The following is a 16207-nucleotide window of genomic DNA, read 5'->3' on the forward strand; positions in this document are numbered from 1 at the left end:
GGAAGTTAAGCCTCTCAGGGCCGATGGTACTGCATTGGTAACGATGTGGGAGAGTAGGTCGCCGCAGGGAATTTAATAGAAAAAGCCCCGTCTGATTCCAGACGGGGCTTTTTTCGCGTCCTGAGTCAGCAGGTTTTCTTTCTTGGGCAGCGTTCACCCAATTCCTATCTCCTCCCCGTATCTTCTGTGCTGGTCTCCCAACCTGCGCGTTGCAAAAGCCAGCATGCTGGTTAAAATTGGCGAGTGCTAATTCTATCCTCTGGAGGTTCCTCTTGAAACTCTCCTTACTGGCTATTTCTGCTGTTGCCCTTATGCTGTCCGGTTGTGTCACCAAGGGCTACGTCAGCAGGCAACTAGACCCCATCTCGTGCAGAGTAGATGTCCTGGAAACAAAAAGTGCTTCCCTCGACCAACAGGTGAACGCTCTTGAAAGCAGGCTCGCCACGTTAGAGAGCACAGTCTCTCAGGCACAACTCGCGAACAAAGCCATGCTCGACGACGCTACTGCCAGGGCAGCTGACAGTGCTCAAAGGGCCGAGGCTGCTGCGGCAGCGGCAACACAGGCCGCTGATAAAACGGAAAAGATGTTCGAGTTGGGCCAAAAGAAATAATCACTATAACCGCCATGGTAGGACGGATCTCTCTCGTCTTCCGCGCAGCAGCGGCGGCGTTGGTTGTACTGACCATTTTCGCAGGCCCAGCTCAGCCAGCCGAGTCGATGCCCTCCACTTACATTGGTGGGTATCTTGGCGAATTGCGTCAGTACAAGGTGCGTCAAGGTGAGTCTCTTATCGAAATTGCACGCAGGTTCGACCTCGGGTACAACGAGATTCGTGACGCCAATCCTGGAGTCGACCCGGTCATCCCTGCGCCTGGCACTGTTGTTACCATACCTTCTGCCTGGATTTCCCCGGCAGTTATCGAACGTCCTTCCATCGTGGTGAATTTGGCGGAACTGCGCCTTTATGTCTTTTCAAAAATTGGGGATGCCGCGGTTCAGTCTTTTCCGCTAGGCATTGGTGATGAAGGTACCGACACTCCGGTCGGTAAATTTGTCATAGTTGAAAAGATCATCAACCCCAGCTGGCACGTCCCGCAATCAATCCGACGCCAGCGACCGCAACTCCCTGCCGTAGTTGCACCTGGAGCGCGAAACCCTTTGGGGCGGCATGCGTTGCGCCTGTCACGTCAAGACATTCTTATTCATGGGACTAACCGGCCTTGGGGAATTGGCAGACGGTCGAGCCATGGTTGTCTCCGCCTCTATCCCAAGGACATTGCTTCGCTGTTCGCAATGGCCCACAAAGGAATGCAAATTCAGATCATATACCAGCCTGTGAAAGTAGGAACTAAAGAGGGGAGGGTGTTCATCGAATTCCATTGTCAGGGTAGAGATGCAGTTGGTGTTGGAGATATCCTGCACATGATGGCTGACCGGAATTTGCTGCGGCGAATCGACATGGGGAAACTGGTTCGTGCCTATTATGAGAATAAAGGGTACCCGATAGACATCACTTGGACTGGAAAGTGAGGGGGCTGGTGAGCCCCCGGGAACAGGTTTGCATCAGCTACTTCTTGGGCTTCAAGGGGCTGTCCTTGTAGAAAATGCCCAAAACCGACTGCTCGTCCGCCGTCAGTTTTACCCCTTTGAGTTCCATGCGGTGCTGGATCTTTTGCATGTCCTTCCCTGCGGCTATTGCGCTCTCGATGCGCTGGGCGGTGTGGCAGGAAACGCATTTCTTGTCGATAACAAGGTGTGCCTCCTTGAACACGCCCCCGGTGACACTGCCGAGATTGGTCCCAGCTGTGGGCGCTGATTTGGGCGCTTCCTGGGCTGCGTAGAGTGAGGTAATGGACAGTGCAGTTATCGCCAATGCCACAACTATTCTATTTTTCATTGCATCTCCTTTGACTTCTGACGTGAAGGTAAAGCTTTGTATAAGATATATCAGAAAAACATCGCCTCGCTCTGAACAACTGTGACCTAACACTTCTGTGTGGGAAAAGCATCGATTACTGGAAGATAATTGGCGTTATTATAATGGCCTAAGAGTCGGATGTGCCGGCAGCGAGGCCATTAACTCAACAGCCGATACCTTCCACTGGAGCGGGAAGCCCGGTAGTGTATCGCAATAAAGACGTGGTAAAATCTGTGTGTCCAGCAGTTCATTGGGATGGGTTCCATATGAGGTGGGGGACTAAAGGAGATACAGGGATGTTAAAGCTAAAGCGCATACTGTTGGTTGAAGACAACGCCAACGATGCCGAACTTACCTTGGAGGCATTGGCTGAGCATAATTTAGCCAATGGGGTCGACGTGGTTAGAGACGGCGCCGAAGCGCTTGATTACCTTTACCGCCGGGGAAAGTATGCTGGGGAGCCGCCGGCGAACTTGGCTGTCATACTCCTGGACCTGAAGCTGCCCAAGGTCGATGGCCTGGAGGTGCTCAGCATCCTCAAAGCAGATGAAAGGCTTAAATTCACCCCGGTGGTGGTGCTGACCTCTTCTCGAGAGGAAAGGGATGTCGTCGACAGCTACCGGTTGGGGGTCAACGCCTATGTTGTAAAACCGGTGAACTTTTCCGAGTTCATCACCGCAGTCAAGGAACTCGGCGCCTTTTGGGCCATCATCAATGAGCCGCCTCCGATGTCTCAGAAAGGGCAATAGGCAATGAAACAGGAGCGTCTGCGCATATTGCATCTTGAAGATGATCCAATGGATGCCGAACTGGTTCTGCTGACACTTACCTCCGAAGGGGTTGATTGCGAGGTCCAGGTGGTGTCGAGACGGGATGAGTTCAGTGTCGCCTTGGAACGCGGGGGCATGGATCTCATTCTGGCTGATTTCGCGCTTCCGGCTTTCGACGGCATGACCGCATTGGCCATGGTGCGCCAGAAACTGCCCGATCTCCCCTTCGTCTTTGTTTCAGGAAAGCTGGGTGAAGAGGCGGCCATCGAATCGCTGAAAAGCGGAGCGACGGATTACGTCCTGAAGAGCCGCTTGTCCAGGTTGGTCCCGGCGGTGCAGCGCGCGCTGACCGAGGCGCAGGAGCGATCCAAGCAACGGCAAACCGAGCGCGACCTGGAGGTGGCCCATGCCGAGATCGAGAAACGTGCCGAAGACTATCGCAACCTCTTTAACAGCATCCGCGACGTTATTGTCGTCGCCGACCATAACCGCACCATCCTCCATGTGAACCAGCCAGCGCTACAGGACATCTTCGGCTATGACTCCCCTGACGTCATCGGCCAGAGCAGCGGAATTCTCTATGCCAACGACGAGGATTACGAGCGTACCGGCAAAGAGGTTTTCGACGTCAAAGCCCCGGTGAAGGGAAAGCTGGTGGAACTGCACTTCCGCAGAAAAAGCGGCGAGGTCTTCATCGGTGAGCTTTACGCGATGAAGCGCCTGGATCGATTTGGCAACGTGACTGGCAACATCTCAATCTTCAGGGACATCAGCGAACGCAAAAAAGCAGAGGCAGCCCTAAGGGAGAGCGAGTTGCGCCGCATGCAACTGCAACTGGAACTGGTCTACGCCGCCGAGATCCAGGCCAAGCTGCTGCCGCGCGTTTATCCGCAGATTGGCGGCTTCGAGATTTCCGCCCGCTGCCTTCCCGCCAAACAGGTCGGTGGAGACTTCTACGATTGGCAGCAGGTGTCGCCCACGCTCATCAACCTGACCCTTGGCGACGTGATGGGTAAAGGGATGGCCGCCGCCATGCTGATGGCCACTGTGAGGGCCGCCCTCCATGCCGTCACTCTCTACAACCGGCCAGCCCAGGCGGTATACCTGGCCGAAAAGGCGCTCTACGAGGATCTTGAGAACTCGGAAAGCTTCGTGACCCTCTTCCATGCCCAGTTGGACGCCACCGCCCGGACCCTCTCGTTTGTCGACTGCGGCCATGGGTATGTTTTCGTGAGGCGCCAAGATGGTGCAGTAGAAACCCTGAACCCGCGGGGGCTTCCTCTGGGTGTGCAGGGGGATGAGGTGTATCAGGAGGGGACGGTGCGGCTCGGCAAGGGCGATGTGGTGGTCCTGTACAGCGATGGGCTGGTCGATGCGAAGCCGGAACTGGAGCTCACCCACGAAGCGCTTGCCAGGCAGCTTGCGGGAAAGAAGAGTGCGCAGGAAATGGCAGACGCCTTGATCGCACTTACCGGTAAACCCGATCCGCAGCCGGACGACATCACAGTTCTGGTGCTGCGGGGGCTGTGAGATGAATACCTGCTATTCGCCGATGATCTTTACCAGTACCCGTTTCCTACGCAAGCCGTCGAATTCCCCGTAGAACACCTGCTCCCAAGGCCCCAAATCCAGCTTTCCTGCAGTGACGGCGACCACCACTTCACGTCCCATGATGGTCCTTTTCAGGTGCGCGTCGCCGTTGTCCTCGCCATGGTTGTGGCGGTACCGGCTGTGCGGTTTCTCCGGTGCGAGTCCTTCCAGCCACTCTTCGAAGTCCTGGTGCAGCCCCAATTCGTCATCATTTATGAAAACACTGGCGGTGATGTGCATGGCGTTACACAACAAGAGCCCTTCCCGTATGCCGCTTTCGCGAAGGGCGGCCTCAAGTTCAGGGGTAATGTTGACAAAGCCGCGCCTACTCTTGATCTGGAACCACAGTTCCTTCCGGTGATGCTTCATCCTCTCTCCTTGCTGGTGTCGTTGGTTCAGTATCAGGTGTTCTTGCTAGGGCGCGACGCGGCGACGAGGCCGCGAAGGCGGCATCGAGCAGGGCCGGTGCGGCACCCCACCGGTTCCTGGAGTGCATGATCACCAGGAGGACCCTGGTGTCCTCGCGCTGGGCAATGGCCACAAGGCATTGCCCAGCGTTGGGGGTCGTCCCCGTTTTCACCCCAATGGCCCCGGGATACCTTCCAATCAGCCTGTTTTTGTTCCTCAGATAATAGCTGCGTCTGCCGTCGATCGTGGTGATGCGCATGTCGTGCCTCGCCACTATCTTCGCGAACTGCGGCAGTTGCATCGCCCTCTCCGCCAAGCGCGCCAGGTCGTGTGCGTTCGAGTAGAGCGCCCTGTTGTCGTGGCCGCAGGCGTTGGCGAAGTGGGTATTTTCGAGGCCAAGCGTTCTAGCCCGGGCGTTCATCTGTACCACGAAATCCCCTTGATTGCCACAGGCGTGATCGGCGAGGGCCCGGCAGGCGTCGTTGGCGGAAACGATCAAAGTGGCCGCCAGCAGGTCGCGCACCCGGAATTTTTCGCCGCGTCTCAGGCCGATTCTGCTGCCGGTTTCGCGTGCGGCGCCGCGGCTTACCACGACCACCTCGTCCAGCCCGCATTTCTCGATGACAACCAGAGCGGTCATCATCTTAGTGAGGCTCGCCGGGGGGCGGCGGATGCCGGCATTCTGCTGGCGGAGTACCTGGCCGTTGACCTTGACGAGGTAGGTAGTGGCGGGGTGGTAGCTGCGGGCTGCGGCTGGCTGAGGAAGGACCAGGGCTGAGATGATGGACGCTGCAAAAACGTGTCTCTTGGCCGATGAGAAAAATTTCATGCAGCATGTTATAGCATCGTTTCCCGCTCCCGCAATGAGCGCTGCGCTGAGCACATGAAGCTGCCTGCCCCATCGAATCTTGGATTTACAAAGGGGCGCCGGTTAAGGTATCTTGCTCACTTCGATTACCGCAGCGTGAGGTCGACATTGGCAACCAAGATCCGAATACTCCCCGAAAACCTGACCAACAAAATTGCCGCCGGCGAAGTCGTGGAACGCCCCGCGTCCGTGGCCAAGGAACTGGTGGAGAACGCACTCGACGCGGGCTCCAAAGAGGTCGTGGTCGAGATCGAGTCCGGCGGCAGACGGCTGATCAAGGTCACCGACTCCGGTAGCGGGATGTCGCGCGAGGACGCCCTTTTGGCGCTCGAGCGCCACGCCACCAGCAAGATCGCCAGTGACGAGGACCTGTTCGCCCTCTCCACCCTTGGTTTCCGTGGTGAAGCTCTGCCGTCGGTGGCCTCGGTGTCGCGACTCACCATCTCCACCCGCACCGGCGACAGCCTTGAGGGAACCGAGATCTACGTGGAGGGGGGGCGCATCAAGGAGGTCAAGGAGTGCGGCATGGCTCCCGGCACGGTCATCGCCGTGCGCAACCTCTTCTTCAACACGCCGGCCCGGCTTAAGTTCATGAAAAGTGCGGAGACCGAAGGGGGGCATGTCGGAGAGCTGTTGACCCGGCTGGCCATCTCCCGGCCCGATGTCCGCTTCACCTACAAAAATGACGGCAAGACGGTGTTCCGCGCCCTCGACGCCGACCTGAAGGAGCGAGTGGCGACGCTGCTTGGCCGCTCCATCGCCTCCTTTCTCTATCCCGTCTCGTATGCGGAGCAGGGGGGCGTGCGGGTGACCGGGCTGGTGGCCGCGCCGGAGTGCAGCCGTAGCGCCGCCAGCCATCTCTACACCTACATCAACGGCCGCTTCATCAGGGACAAGGTGGTGCAGCACGCCGTCCTCCAGGCCTACCGCAACTTCCTGGAGCGCGGTCGCTACCCAGTGGTCGCGGTATTCATCGACATCGCTCCGGGCGAAGTCGATGTGAACGTCCATCCGACCAAGCACGAGGTGAGGTTTCGCGAACAGGGGAAGGTGCATGACGCGATACAGTACGCGGTGGAAAGCGTGCTGAAACAGACACCCTGGCTAAAGCGCCCGGCCACGCCGGTTTCGGCCGCCTCGACTGCGCAGCCGGCGAATGGCGAGCTTCCCACCGGGAGCGCCAGTGCGGCACGTCTGTCCGTTCTGGCCCCGGCAGGTGCCCCGATGGGGGCGCAGCCGCAGGTCCTGACTCCTCCCCGTGAGGCAGCAAACCCCGGTCCGGAACCGGTTCCCCTCGCGGAGCCTGCAATGCGGTCGGTCAGCGACGCCAAGGTCGCCGAGATCCGCGAACTGCTGGTGGGGTATCAGCCCAAGCCGCAACCGCCGTTGCGACCGCAGTACCACTTCGAGGCGCCTGCCCACAAGGCCGAGGAACCCGCCCTTCATGACACTCTTGAGGAACCTGTGCCCGCCCCTGGCCCGGAGAGCGAGCCGCCTGGCTACTTCTCATCACTTGCGGTAATAGGGCAGTTCAACGCCTCCTACATTTTGTGCCAGCGGGGTCCGGACCTGGTGCTGATCGACCAACACGCGGCGCACGAGCGGGTGGCTTTCGAAAAGCTCAAAGCGGAATTCGTCGGCAAAGAGGTGGACAGCCAGGGGCTACTTTTCCCGGAAACGCTGGAACTCTCCTTCCGGGAGTCGGCGGTGCTCAGGGAGAATCTGGAGGAATTGCGCCGGCTCGGCTTTTCGTTCGAGGAGTTCGGCGGCAATACCTGGCTTTTGAACGCTGTGCCTCAAATGCTCTCCGGCACCGACTACCTGCGCACCATCCGCGACATCCTCGAGGAGCTCTCCAGCTTAAGCCGCAGCCGGACTTTCACCGATATCCAGGAGGATCTGCTGGCTCGGATCGCCTGCCACAGTGTCGTGCGCGGCCGCCGCACCCTGACCACCCAGGAGATCGCGGCGCTTTTCAGGCAGATGGACGAGACGGATTTCTCCAGCAACTGCCCGCACGGCAGGCCGGTGATGCAGACCCTTACCCTGGTTGATGTGGAGAAGATGTTCAAGCGGGTGTAGCGCCCGCACGGCAGCCGGTAACGCTGCGGTAGATGAGAAGCCATGACGCAAAAAAAGATAAAGCTGCTGGTGGTAGGGGGACCGACCGGGTCCGGCAAGAGTGATCTCGCCTTGAGGTTGGCGGAGCAGATCGACGCAGAGATCGTAAACGCAGACTCGATGCAGATCTATCGCGGACTGGACATCGGGACCGCCAAGCCTTCGCCGGAAGAGCTGGCGAGGGTGCCGCACCACCTGATCGATATCGTGTCTCCGGACCAGGATTTTACCGCTTCCGACTTTAGGCGCGAGGCCGCGGTCGCCATCGAGGACATCGACCGGCGGGGCAAAAAGGCGATCGTGGTCGGCGGGACCGGCCTGTACCTGCGCGCCCTGTTGGAGGGGCTGCTCGACTCCCCGACCGGCGACCCAGAACTGCGCCGCCAGTTCGACGACATCCCCGGCGAGGAACTGCTCAGGCGCTTGGCGGAGGTCGACCGCGACACCGCGGCGAGACTGCACCCCAACGACCGCGTGCGCCTGGTGCGCGCCCTCGAAGTCTATACCCAGACCGGTCGCCCCATCTCCGCCTTCCGCGCCGAGCATGGCTTCTCGGGAGACCACTACCGTCCCTTGAAGCTGGCCATCACCGTGGACCGGGGTGAGTTGTACCGGCGTCTTGAGGCAAGGGTGGACAGGATGCTGGAAGAGGGGCTGGTGGATGAAGTGCGTAAACTTCTTCTGCAGGGCTACAGCCGGGATCTGAAGTCAATGCGCTCCATAGGGTACAAGGAGATGACCGCCTATCTGGCAGGTGAAATGACGCTGGATGAGGCAGTTACGCTGATCAAGCGGGACAGCCGCCGCTATGCCAAGCGGCAGATGACATGGTTCGGCAGGGAAAATGATATTTATTGGCTTGAATATCCCGCAGCATTTGCTAGTATCCTTGGTCATGTGATTGAATTTTTTGGGTAAAGGAGCGGAACAATGCCTAAAACGCCTTTTAACATCCAGGACCAGTACCTTAACCAGTCTCGCAAGGAGCGCGTGAAGGTCTTGGTACAGCTCATGTCCGGTGAAAAACTGGAAGGGCATATCAAGTCGTTCGATAACTTCTCGGTGCTGATGGAAGTTCACGGCGATATCCTCATCTATAAGCACGCGATCTGCAGCATCACTTCTGTGGATGGCGTTTTCCGACTGCACCAGTAGCAATATGGATGGTGCAGAAGCGGGTGTCCGGATCAGCAGCAGTGACACGGACGGCACCTGCTCGTCACGACAGTAACTCCTCCCAGCCGGCTCTAGAGGGCCGGCTCGTTTTTTATCTGTTGCCAAATTCCTCCTTCTCCACCTATCATTAAAGTCTGCGCGCCGCCGCTCTCATGCCAGTTGCCTCGCAGGGAATCCTGCGACTGCTGTTCCCGCAGCCGAAAATCTTCTCCTCCGCTGCCGGGGCGCGCACACCAGGAGGGATTCATGTCAGGTTTGACTATAGATAAGGTGATGCCGGGAAGTATCGCCGAAGAGCTGGAGCTCGAGCCGGGGGACCGGCTGCTGTCTGTGAACGGGCACCCCTTGCGGGACGTCATCGATTACAACTATTTCGCCTCCGACGACGAACTGGAGCTGGAAGTCGAAAAGGCGGACGGCGAACTTTGGGGAGTCGAAGTGGAGCGCGAAGAGGGGGAGCCCCTGGGGATCTCCTTTCAGGCGCCGGCACCGGCGCGCTGCGGCAACAACTGCGTCTTCTGCTTCGTGCACCAGTTGCCCCGCGGGCTGCGCGGCCCCCTTTACGTGAAGGACGAGGACTACCGGCTCTCCTTTCTCTACGGCAACTACGTCACCATGGCCAACATCGGCCGGGCCGAGCTGGACCGCATCAAGGAGCAGCGCCTCTCCCCGCTCTACATCTCCGTGCACGCCACCGACGCCGCCCTGCGCGAAAAGCTCTTGGGCAAAAGCGGCATCCTCCCGATCCTGGACGTCATGCGTGAGCTGGCCGAGGCGCGCATCACCATGCACACCCAGATCGTACTTTGCCCGGGGTGGAACGACGGTGAAGCGTTTGCCCGCACTGTGGCGGACATGGCCGACCTCTTCCCGTGGGTGGCATCCCTGGCGGTCGTGCCGGTGGGGTTGACCGAGCACAGGCACAACCTGCCTGCTCTGGTCCCGGTCACCAAGGACTTCGCCGCCGAGTTCATCGGCACGTGGTATCCGGAGTCCCGGCGGCTCGAGGAGCGACTGGGGGCTCCCTTCCTGTTTCTGGCCGACGAATTCTACATCAAGGGAGACCTCCCCTTTCCGGCGCTGACCGATTACGGAGAGCTGCCGCAACTGGAGAACGGGGTCGGCATGATCCCGCTGTTTCTGTCCGAAGCGGAAGAGGTGCTCCAGGAGGCGGAAGCCCTGAAGCCGGGGAAACTGACCGTGGTGACCGGCGAGTCCCCCTATCGGTATCTCTCAGATTTTCTGAAACAACTCTCCGACGCCACCGGGGTGGCCATGCAGCCGGTGGCGGTGCGCAACAGGCTCTTCGGCCCCACGGTAACCGTTACCGGACTGGTCTGCGGGGCCGACGTCGTCGCCGCCCTGCAGGGGATGGAACTGGGAGATCTGGTGCTCGTGCCCGACGTGATGTTGAAAGAGGGAGAAGGGGTATTCCTGGATGACCTCACTCTGGACGACGTGGAGCAGCAGCTAGGGGCGGAGGTCCAGGTAGTGGAGTCGACTCCGTACGGTATCTACGAGGCTTTGGTGCAAAGGCTGGGGTAGGGCGAAAAGGACGTGAAACGAAAAGAGCCGGAGGGGATGCGCGATCCCTCCGGCTCTTTGTGTCTGGTGCGTGCGTTTTAGCGACTCATGGCGTCGATGACGTCGAAGTCGAAGACGCTCTCGGCGGTGGACTTGATCAGGTCGATCTTTTCATTGTCGTCCGCCGTGATCTTCGATACGTGCTCGGTAAGGGTGATGAAGGCATCGGCCGTGTTCTGCGAGGTGCGCAGGTAGGGGATGTTGCTGTCGTCTAGGATCCGCTGGGTTATGGCCGACACCGGTGCCGACCCGGGGATCACGATGCCCGCCAGCTTGCGCCGGTAGGCCGGGATGTTGTACAGGGCGGACGCGGTGACAATCAACTCGTCCCTGGAACTGGTGGTGATCAGCAGCGTGGAGTCCTGCAGGGTGTCGATGACCCGCTGCGAAGATGCCGCCCCCAGTTGAATGTGGTTGATGATCCGGTTCTTCCCTTCCTGGTCTCCCTGCAACGGCAGCTTCAGGAGCTTGGAGAGGTCCAGCAGGGTGGGGTTCGCCAGGGTGGGGGAGTAATCGAAGGCGCCGGCGACGCTCTGCTGGCGGCTCTCGAAGAAGGTCCTCAGATAGCCCAGCGTTTCCTCGCGCTTGTTGGCCAAAAGCTTGTTGACCAGGACCAGCTTGACCTGCGCCCCCTGCTGCTGGAACAAAGAGAGGTTCAACTGCACCGAGTCGATGACGCAGCCGATGCCGCCGCTGGCTACCATGATCACCGGTGCGTCCAAGGTGCGGGCGATCTGGGCGTTGTTGATGCCCACCACGGAGCCGACACCGCCGTGACCGGAACCCTCGATGATCAGGAAATCGTTCTTCGCCTCCAGCTCGCTGCAGGCTTTCTTGATGGCCTCAAGCGGAGCCTCTGGGGCGATCTCGCCGGAGAGATACTTCTTGGTGTACCCTTTCCCGACCACAACCGGCGACATAAGCTGCCGATCCGCCTCCATGCCGTAGATGGAGGCGATCAGGGCGGCATCCATATCCATTTCCACGCCGTCCAGCATGAAGACCTTGGGGCCGATCGGCTTTATGAAGCCCACCCGGGCGTATTTCTTTTTGGCCAGATGGAGCAGCGACAGACTGATGGTGGTCTTGCCGCAATGCTGGCCGGTGGCAGCTATGAAGATCTTTTTGCACATATGTCTAAGCCTCGTGGACTTTCTTTGCGAACTCGCACGCTATCATCCGGATTATACTTTTTTGGAAAAATAGGGGCAACATGGTATACGGTACCGGACCCGATGCCTGCCAAAACCGCCTTTCTCTTTGACTGCAGCGCCACGCACTCGCCTCCCTGCTGAGCATGCGCCAAGTCCTGTTATCTTCTTGACGCTTCCGCCATATTCTGTAATAATCCGCCGGTCCAAACGCCTGTTTGTTTACATCAAATCTTTCTAAGCTTCACCATCACTTACCACAGCATAGAAAAGGAGCGTAAACGTGAAAAAGATCTGGGTTGTCCTGTCGTCTCTGCTCGTCCTTGCCTGTGCCGTCTCTGCCTTTGCCGGCGACGGTTCCTTCAAAAGGGTCAAAAACCAGGGTGCTCTGACCATCGGTCTCGATGATGCCTTTCCGCCGATGGGGTACCGCAATGACAAGGGGCAGTTGGTCGGCTTCGACATCGATGCCGCCGAAGAAGTGGGCAAACGTCTGGGCATCAAGATCAACTGGCAGCCGACCGCATGGGACGGCGTCATCCACGCTCTCAACTCCAAGAAATTCGACTGCATCTGGAACGGCATGACCATCACCGACGAGCGCAAGAAGGAAGTCGCCTTCACCAAGCCGTACAAGATGGACGGCCAGGTCGCCGTGGTCCGTTTCGCCGACAAGAAGATCAAGAAGCTTGCCGACCTGAAAGGCGCCAAGGTAGGCGTTCAGAAGGGCTCCTCCGCCGTCGAGGCCGTCAAGAAGCTTCCGGCAGCCCCCGCCGAGGTGCGTGAGTACGAAGACAACCCGAAGGCGCTGCTCGATCTCGAATCCGACCGTCTCGACACCGTCATCATCGACGACGCCACCGGCCGCGACTTCATCGCCAAGCGCCCCGGCAAGTTCCGGATCCTTCCGGGCAACATCACCAAGGAGCCGTTCGGCGTCGCCTTCCGCAAGGAAGACGTGGAGCTGCGCGAGGCGGTCCAGAAGACCCTCGACAAGATGGTCAAGGACGGCACCATGGCTAAGATCTCCAAGAAGTGGTTCGGCGAGGACATCACCAACCCGAAGAAGTGGAAATAGTTAACGCTTTCCCCTCCCCGTACGCGGGGAGGGGGACTGCCACAGTTAATCAGGTGTGCCGATGAAATTTTTTACCGGCAGGGTCGTCACCAAAGCGATCCTGCTTTTTTCATGCTTGCTGTTACTCCTGGCCTCGGTCTGCTTCGCCACGGATTACGATCAGCTCTTCACCGACGCCAACGACGCCATGGCGCAGGGGGATCTCCCCGCAGCCATCACCCTGCTGAAAAAGGTCGAGTTCGAGAAGGGTGACGAAAGCGGCGCCTTCGTCAGGAGCAGGATGCAGATCGCCAGGCTGCAGTTCGCCCTGAAGGACATGGAAAAGGCGAGCTCCGCCGCCAAGGAAGTCCTTGCCGTCTACCCCGACAACAGCGAGGCGCTCAACTTCCTTGCCTCGGTCAAGCAGGAGCAGACGCCCCGCTACCAGGTGTTCGTTCAGGACTGCCTCCGCTTCCTGCCGCAGTTGTTGAAGGGCGCCGTGATGACCATCACCCTGGTGGTCTGCATCATCCTGATCTCCCCTGTCGGCGGCCTCCTGATCGCGCTGGGGCGCATCAGTACCTTCAAGCCGGTGTCGTCGATCTGCTGGTTCTTCATCTGGCTCTTCCGCGGCACGCCGCTGTTGCTGCAGCTCTTCTTCATCTACTACGGCCTCCCCTCCATGGGAATCACCTTCAAGCCGTTCACCGCCGCCATTCTCGGTCTCGGCCTCAACTATTCCGCCTACCTGGGCGAGATCATCCGCGGCGGCATCCAGAGCATCGAGCACGGCCAGATGGAGGCCGCCAAGGCGATCGGCATGAGCTACTGGCAGGCGATGCGCCGTGTGATCATCCCGCAGACCTACAAGCGGCTCATGCCCCCCATCGGTAACGAGTTCATCGCCCTCATCAAGGACACCGCGTTGGTCTCCACCATTGCCATGGTCGAACTCATGCGCTCCGCAGACCAGATGTTCAACGCCTACTTCAACGTGACTGCGTTGATCCTGGCGGCGCTCATCTACCTCTTGTTCACCACCATCTTCACCTTCGTCTTCGAAAAGATCGAGGTTCGGGCCGGCATCTATGAAAACCGCTAACCAACCGTTGTTAAGCCTCAAGGGGATCACCAAACACTTCGGATCGCTCACCGCCGTGAACGGCGTCGACCTCGACGTCTGCCCCGGGGAGATCGTGGTCATCATCGGGCCGTCGGGTTCGGGCAAGTCCACCTTGCTGCGCTCGATCAACTTCCTCGAGGAGATCGAGGAGGGGACCATCGTCTTCGAAGGGGAGGAGATCGGTTACGTCACCAACAAGCATGGGCGGCGGCACCTGGACGCGCCGCACAAGATCTGCGCGCTGCGCTCCGAGATAGGCATGGTGTTCCAGCACTTCAACCTGTTCCCACACATGACCGTCCTGGGCAACGTGATGGAAGGGCCGCTCACCGTGCAGAAGAAGAGCCTGGAGGAGGCGCGGCACATCGCCCTCGACATGCTGGCCAAGGTCGGCCTCTCCGACAAGCGCGATGTCTACCCGGCCACCCTTTCCGGGGGGCAAAAGCAGCGCGTCGCCATCGCGCGAGCGCTCGCCATGAGGCCCAAGCTGATGCTCTTCGACGAGCCCACCTCGGCGCTGGACCCGGAGCTGATCGGCGAGGTGTTCGACACCATCCGCGACCTCGGCAAGGAGGGGATGACCATGATCATCGTCACCCACCAGATGGGGTTCGCGAAGGAAATGGCCGACCGGGTCATCTTCATGGAGAAAGGCTCTTTCGTGGCGCAGGGAACTCCGGAAGACTTTTTCGCCAACCAGATGGAACACGAACGCATCAAATCCTTCCTGAACCGCATTCTTTGACCCCTGCGGCGGCAGCGCCCCTGCCGCCGTTTTTCTTTCCCACCCTTTCTTCTCTATCTGCCCGCTACACGTTCCCGTCCCGCCCGCGTTCGACAACATCCCTCCCCATGCTACAATGTATCCGTTCTTTTCTCGGCGTTTATTAATGTCAAGCCCCGGCTGTTCACATGGGAATCCGACCGTTTCCGAAGAACGAGCTGGGAAAGGGGGAGAGGCATGATCAGAGCGGAAGAGGTCATCGGAACCATTCGGGCCGCACTCGAGCGTGAACCGCGGGTGAACCTGCACGGCCATCCCATTGAACTGGACTTTGCCGATGGTGTGGTCACCGTGGCAGGGGAGGTCGGGGGTATTGCCGCCAAGAAGCTTGCTCTAGAGATCGCCGCCAAGCCGCAGCCGGTGACCGGCCTCGTGGACCGGCTGCGTGTCGAACCGTCCGAGCAGATGGAGGACGGGACCATCCGCGACCATGTCTGCAACGGACTCGCCAGCGAGCCCGCCTTCATGGAGTACGCCGTCCAGGCCGTCGTCAAGCAGGATCTGGAAGAGGTGCGGGGCACAGCGCAACGGGGGCTCGACCGGGTCATCGAGGTCGAGGTCAACGACGGCCTCGTGACCTTGAACGGCCGGGCCGAGAGCATCTCCCACAAACGTCTGGCCGGTGTCCTGGCCTGGTGGGTGCCGGGGAGCAGGGACGTGGTCAACGGGATCGAGGTCTGGTCCGACCCGGAGGAGAACGATGACGAACTGGTGGACCTGATCAGGATCGTTCTGGAGAAGGATCCGCTGGTGAACGCGGCGCAGGTCTCGATCCACTGCAAGGACGGGGTGGTGACTCTGGACGGGGCGGTTCCAACCCCCAACAACAAGCGCGCCGCCGAGTCGGACGCCTGGTACGTGCTGGGGGTAAACGAGGTGGTCAACAACCTGGTCATCACCGGGTGAAGCAGCGACCCAGGCAGCCTTTCGTGCCGCCGCGGCGGGACGATACTGTGCGCCAGGAGCTGACCGCATTGTTGCGGGAGGAGGACCTGACCGCGTGGGAACTTTCGGGGCTGGTGGGGATTTCGGAAAAAGAGGTGCTGGAGCACCTGGAACATCTAAGAAGCGCACTCCACGGCCGGTTGGATATGACCCCCTCCCGCTGCCTGGAGTGCGGTTTTTCTTTTCAGAAGAGGGAGCGCCTGAAAAAGCCGGGGCGTTGCCCGGTCTGCCGCAGCGAACGTATCACGGACCCTTCCTTCACCATCGGCTGAGCCTACACGTCCAGCACCACCGTCGCCCGCCACCCCTCCGGCACCTGCTCCACCTTGTAGCGCAGCATGGTCACCGCTTTCACGTCGGTCCTCAACTCGTGCCGGGTCGGGGCGATCTCCTCTCCCGACAGCGTCGCCCGCACGGTGAGGCCGCTGTCGCTGGGTGAGATCTCGATTTCGTCGGGGAGCAGGATCAGCCTCCGTGCATCCTTGTAGAAGATCAGTTCGTTGAGAAAGTCGAAGAGGAGCATCTCCTCGTTTTCCTGTTCCAGTTTCAACTCCAGCGACTGGGCCGGGCGCACCTGGTCCAGGTTCTCCACCATCACCTCCATGGTGGCGCGCGCCGCTTCCCGGAACAGCCCTTCCAAGGTCGGCGCCCAGGCGTCGAAGGCGACGTCGGCGTGCGCGATGTCGCCGCGGTACTCAAACGGCATGACTT

18 protein-coding genes and 1 rRNA gene are annotated in these 16207 nt (G+C 59.6%); 14 read left to right on the forward strand and 5 right to left on the reverse strand.

Features of this window, described 5'->3' with window-relative positions:
* The 3 genes from rrf to JFN90_RS21035 all read left to right on the forward strand — a co-directional run.
* A 5S ribosomal RNA gene (gene rrf, locus JFN90_RS22690) occupies positions 1-70 on the forward strand; the annotation flags it as partial.
* Between the two features lie 202 nt (positions 71-272).
* Complete coding sequence (locus tag JFN90_RS21030) at positions 273-611, forward strand: hypothetical protein (RefSeq protein ID WP_199397091.1); 339 nt, start codon at positions 273-275, stop codon at positions 609-611.
* A 59-nt stretch (positions 612-670) separates the two neighbouring features.
* Entirely contained in the window at positions 671-1531 is an 861-nt protein-coding gene (locus JFN90_RS21035; RefSeq protein ID WP_236019106.1) for a L,D-transpeptidase family protein, read from the forward strand.
* A 37-nt stretch (positions 1532-1568) separates the two neighbouring features.
* Here the strand turns inward: JFN90_RS21035 and JFN90_RS21040 are convergent, their stop codons facing one another.
* Positions 1569-1898 carry a cytochrome C gene (locus JFN90_RS21040; protein ID WP_199397093.1) on the reverse strand — a complete coding sequence of 110 codons (330 nt, stop codon included), beginning with the start codon at positions 1896-1898 and terminating at the stop codon, positions 1569-1571.
* A 317-nt stretch (positions 1899-2215) separates the two neighbouring features.
* Here JFN90_RS21040 and JFN90_RS21045 point away from each other — a divergent pair, with 317 nt between their 5' ends.
* On the forward strand, positions 2216-2668 hold the full coding sequence (locus tag JFN90_RS21045; protein WP_199397094.1) for a response regulator: 453 nt from the start codon (positions 2216-2218) through the stop codon (positions 2666-2668).
* A 3-nt stretch (positions 2669-2671) separates the two neighbouring features.
* Positions 2672-4219, forward strand: a complete 1548-nt coding sequence (locus tag JFN90_RS21050; protein WP_199397095.1) for a SpoIIE family protein phosphatase — start codon at positions 2672-2674, stop codon at positions 4217-4219.
* A 12-nt stretch (positions 4220-4231) separates the two neighbouring features.
* On the opposite strand, the gene JFN90_RS21055 is transcribed toward JFN90_RS21050, so the two are convergent.
* Together JFN90_RS21055 and JFN90_RS21060 are read right to left on the reverse strand one after the other, a co-directional pair.
* Positions 4232-4648: a secondary thiamine-phosphate synthase enzyme YjbQ gene (locus tag JFN90_RS21055; protein ID WP_199397096.1), complete on the reverse strand. Its 417-nt coding sequence runs from the start codon at positions 4646-4648 to the stop codon at positions 4232-4234.
* Positions 4605-5516 (reverse strand): D-alanyl-D-alanine carboxypeptidase family protein, encoded by a 912-nt coding sequence (locus JFN90_RS21060; protein WP_199397097.1) that lies wholly within the window; start codon positions 5514-5516, stop codon positions 4605-4607. The genes JFN90_RS21055 and JFN90_RS21060 overlap by 44 nt, the downstream gene beginning before the upstream one ends.
* Positions 5517-5663: 147 nt before the next feature.
* Between JFN90_RS21060 and mutL the strand changes: the two genes are divergently transcribed.
* The 4 genes from mutL to JFN90_RS21080 all read left to right on the forward strand — a co-directional run bounded on the left by mutL (position 5664) and on the right by JFN90_RS21080 (position 10397).
* Positions 5664-7637 (forward strand): DNA mismatch repair endonuclease MutL, encoded by a 1974-nt coding sequence (gene mutL / locus JFN90_RS21065; protein ID WP_199397098.1) that lies wholly within the window; start codon positions 5664-5666, stop codon positions 7635-7637.
* Between the two features lie 42 nt (positions 7638-7679).
* Complete coding sequence (gene miaA, locus JFN90_RS21070) at positions 7680-8594, forward strand: tRNA (adenosine(37)-N6)-dimethylallyltransferase MiaA (RefSeq protein WP_199397099.1); 915 nt, start codon at positions 7680-7682, stop codon at positions 8592-8594.
* 12 nt (positions 8595-8606) lie between these two features.
* Positions 8607-8831 carry an RNA chaperone Hfq gene (gene hfq, locus JFN90_RS21075; RefSeq protein WP_012529414.1) on the forward strand — a complete coding sequence of 75 codons (225 nt, stop codon included), beginning with the start codon at positions 8607-8609 and terminating at the stop codon, positions 8829-8831.
* A gap of 267 nt (positions 8832-9098) precedes the next feature.
* Positions 9099-10397, forward strand: a complete 1299-nt coding sequence (locus tag JFN90_RS21080; RefSeq protein WP_199397100.1) for a DUF512 domain-containing protein — start codon at positions 9099-9101, stop codon at positions 10395-10397.
* 77 nt (positions 10398-10474) lie between these two features.
* Here the strand turns inward: JFN90_RS21080 and JFN90_RS21085 are convergent, their stop codons facing one another.
* Positions 10475-11569: an AAA family ATPase gene (locus JFN90_RS21085; protein ID WP_199397101.1), complete on the reverse strand. Its 1095-nt coding sequence runs from the start codon at positions 11567-11569 to the stop codon at positions 10475-10477.
* A gap of 301 nt (positions 11570-11870) precedes the next feature.
* Here JFN90_RS21085 and JFN90_RS21090 point away from each other — a divergent pair, with 301 nt between their 5' ends.
* The 5 genes from JFN90_RS21090 to JFN90_RS21110 all read left to right on the forward strand — a co-directional run bounded on the left by JFN90_RS21090 (position 11871) and on the right by JFN90_RS21110 (position 15768).
* On the forward strand, positions 11871-12665 hold the full coding sequence (locus tag JFN90_RS21090; RefSeq protein ID WP_199397102.1) for an amino acid ABC transporter substrate-binding protein: 795 nt from the start codon (positions 11871-11873) through the stop codon (positions 12663-12665).
* A 61-nt stretch (positions 12666-12726) separates the two neighbouring features.
* The gene (locus JFN90_RS21095) at positions 12727-13746 is read left to right on the forward strand and encodes an ABC transporter permease subunit (protein ID WP_199397103.1); all 1020 of its coding nucleotides are present in this window, start codon (positions 12727-12729) and stop codon (positions 13744-13746) included.
* Positions 13733-14512, forward strand: coding sequence for an amino acid ABC transporter ATP-binding protein (locus JFN90_RS21100; RefSeq protein WP_199397104.1), 780 nt, complete (start codon positions 13733-13735; stop codon positions 14510-14512). The genes JFN90_RS21095 and JFN90_RS21100 overlap by 14 nt, the downstream gene beginning before the upstream one ends.
* 216 nt (positions 14513-14728) lie before the next feature.
* Positions 14729-15457 (forward strand): BON domain-containing protein, encoded by a 729-nt coding sequence (locus tag JFN90_RS21105; protein ID WP_199397105.1) that lies wholly within the window; start codon positions 14729-14731, stop codon positions 15455-15457.
* A gap of 47 nt (positions 15458-15504) precedes the next feature.
* Complete coding sequence (locus tag JFN90_RS21110) at positions 15505-15768, forward strand: transcriptional regulator (protein WP_328756005.1); 264 nt, start codon at positions 15505-15507, stop codon at positions 15766-15768.
* Positions 15769-15770: 2 nt separating this feature from the next.
* Here the strand turns inward: JFN90_RS21110 and JFN90_RS21115 are convergent, their stop codons facing one another.
* A complete protein-coding gene (locus JFN90_RS21115; protein WP_199397107.1) occupies positions 15771-16202 on the reverse strand; it encodes an archease in 432 nt (143 codons plus the stop codon).
* Between the last annotated feature and the right edge of the window lie 5 nt (positions 16203-16207).

This window comes from Geomonas propionica, assembly GCF_016458235.1.
In the GTDB taxonomy this organism is placed as follows: domain Bacteria; phylum Desulfobacterota; class Desulfuromonadia; order Geobacterales; family Geobacteraceae; genus Geomonas; species Geomonas propionica.

Excerpts from the sequence above, each read along its gene's own strand:
- JFN90_RS21085 (WP_199397101.1), bottom strand. The coding sequence starts at position 11,569 with ATGTGCAAAAAGATCTTCATAGCTGCCACCGGCCAGCATTGCGGCAAG.
- JFN90_RS21095 (WP_199397103.1), top strand. The coding sequence starts at position 12,727 with ATGAAATTTTTTACCGGCAGGGTCGTCACCAAAGCGATCCTGCTTTTT.
- JFN90_RS21050 (WP_199397095.1), top strand. The coding sequence starts at position 2,672 with ATGAAACAGGAGCGTCTGCGCATATTGCATCTTGAAGATGATCCAATG.
- JFN90_RS21105 (WP_199397105.1), top strand. The coding sequence starts at position 14,729 with ATGATCAGAGCGGAAGAGGTCATCGGAACCATTCGGGCCGCACTCGAG.
- JFN90_RS21115 (WP_199397107.1), bottom strand. The coding sequence starts at position 16,202 with ATGCCGTTTGAGTACCGCGGCGACATCGCGCACGCCGACGTCGCCTTC.
- JFN90_RS21040 (WP_199397093.1), bottom strand. The coding sequence starts at position 1,898 with ATGAAAAATAGAATAGTTGTGGCATTGGCGATAACTGCACTGTCCATT.
- JFN90_RS21055 (WP_199397096.1), bottom strand. The coding sequence starts at position 4,648 with ATGAAGCATCACCGGAAGGAACTGTGGTTCCAGATCAAGAGTAGGCGC.
- JFN90_RS21045 (WP_199397094.1), top strand. The coding sequence starts at position 2,216 with ATGTTAAAGCTAAAGCGCATACTGTTGGTTGAAGACAACGCCAACGAT.
- JFN90_RS21080 (WP_199397100.1), top strand. The coding sequence starts at position 9,099 with ATGTCAGGTTTGACTATAGATAAGGTGATGCCGGGAAGTATCGCCGAA.
- JFN90_RS21100 (WP_199397104.1), top strand. The coding sequence starts at position 13,733 with ATGAAAACCGCTAACCAACCGTTGTTAAGCCTCAAGGGGATCACCAAA.
- hfq (WP_012529414.1), top strand. The coding sequence starts at position 8,607 with ATGCCTAAAACGCCTTTTAACATCCAGGACCAGTACCTTAACCAGTCT.
- JFN90_RS21060 (WP_199397097.1), bottom strand. The coding sequence starts at position 5,516 with ATGAAATTTTTCTCATCGGCCAAGAGACACGTTTTTGCAGCGTCCATC.
- miaA (WP_199397099.1), top strand. The coding sequence starts at position 7,680 with ATGACGCAAAAAAAGATAAAGCTGCTGGTGGTAGGGGGACCGACCGGG.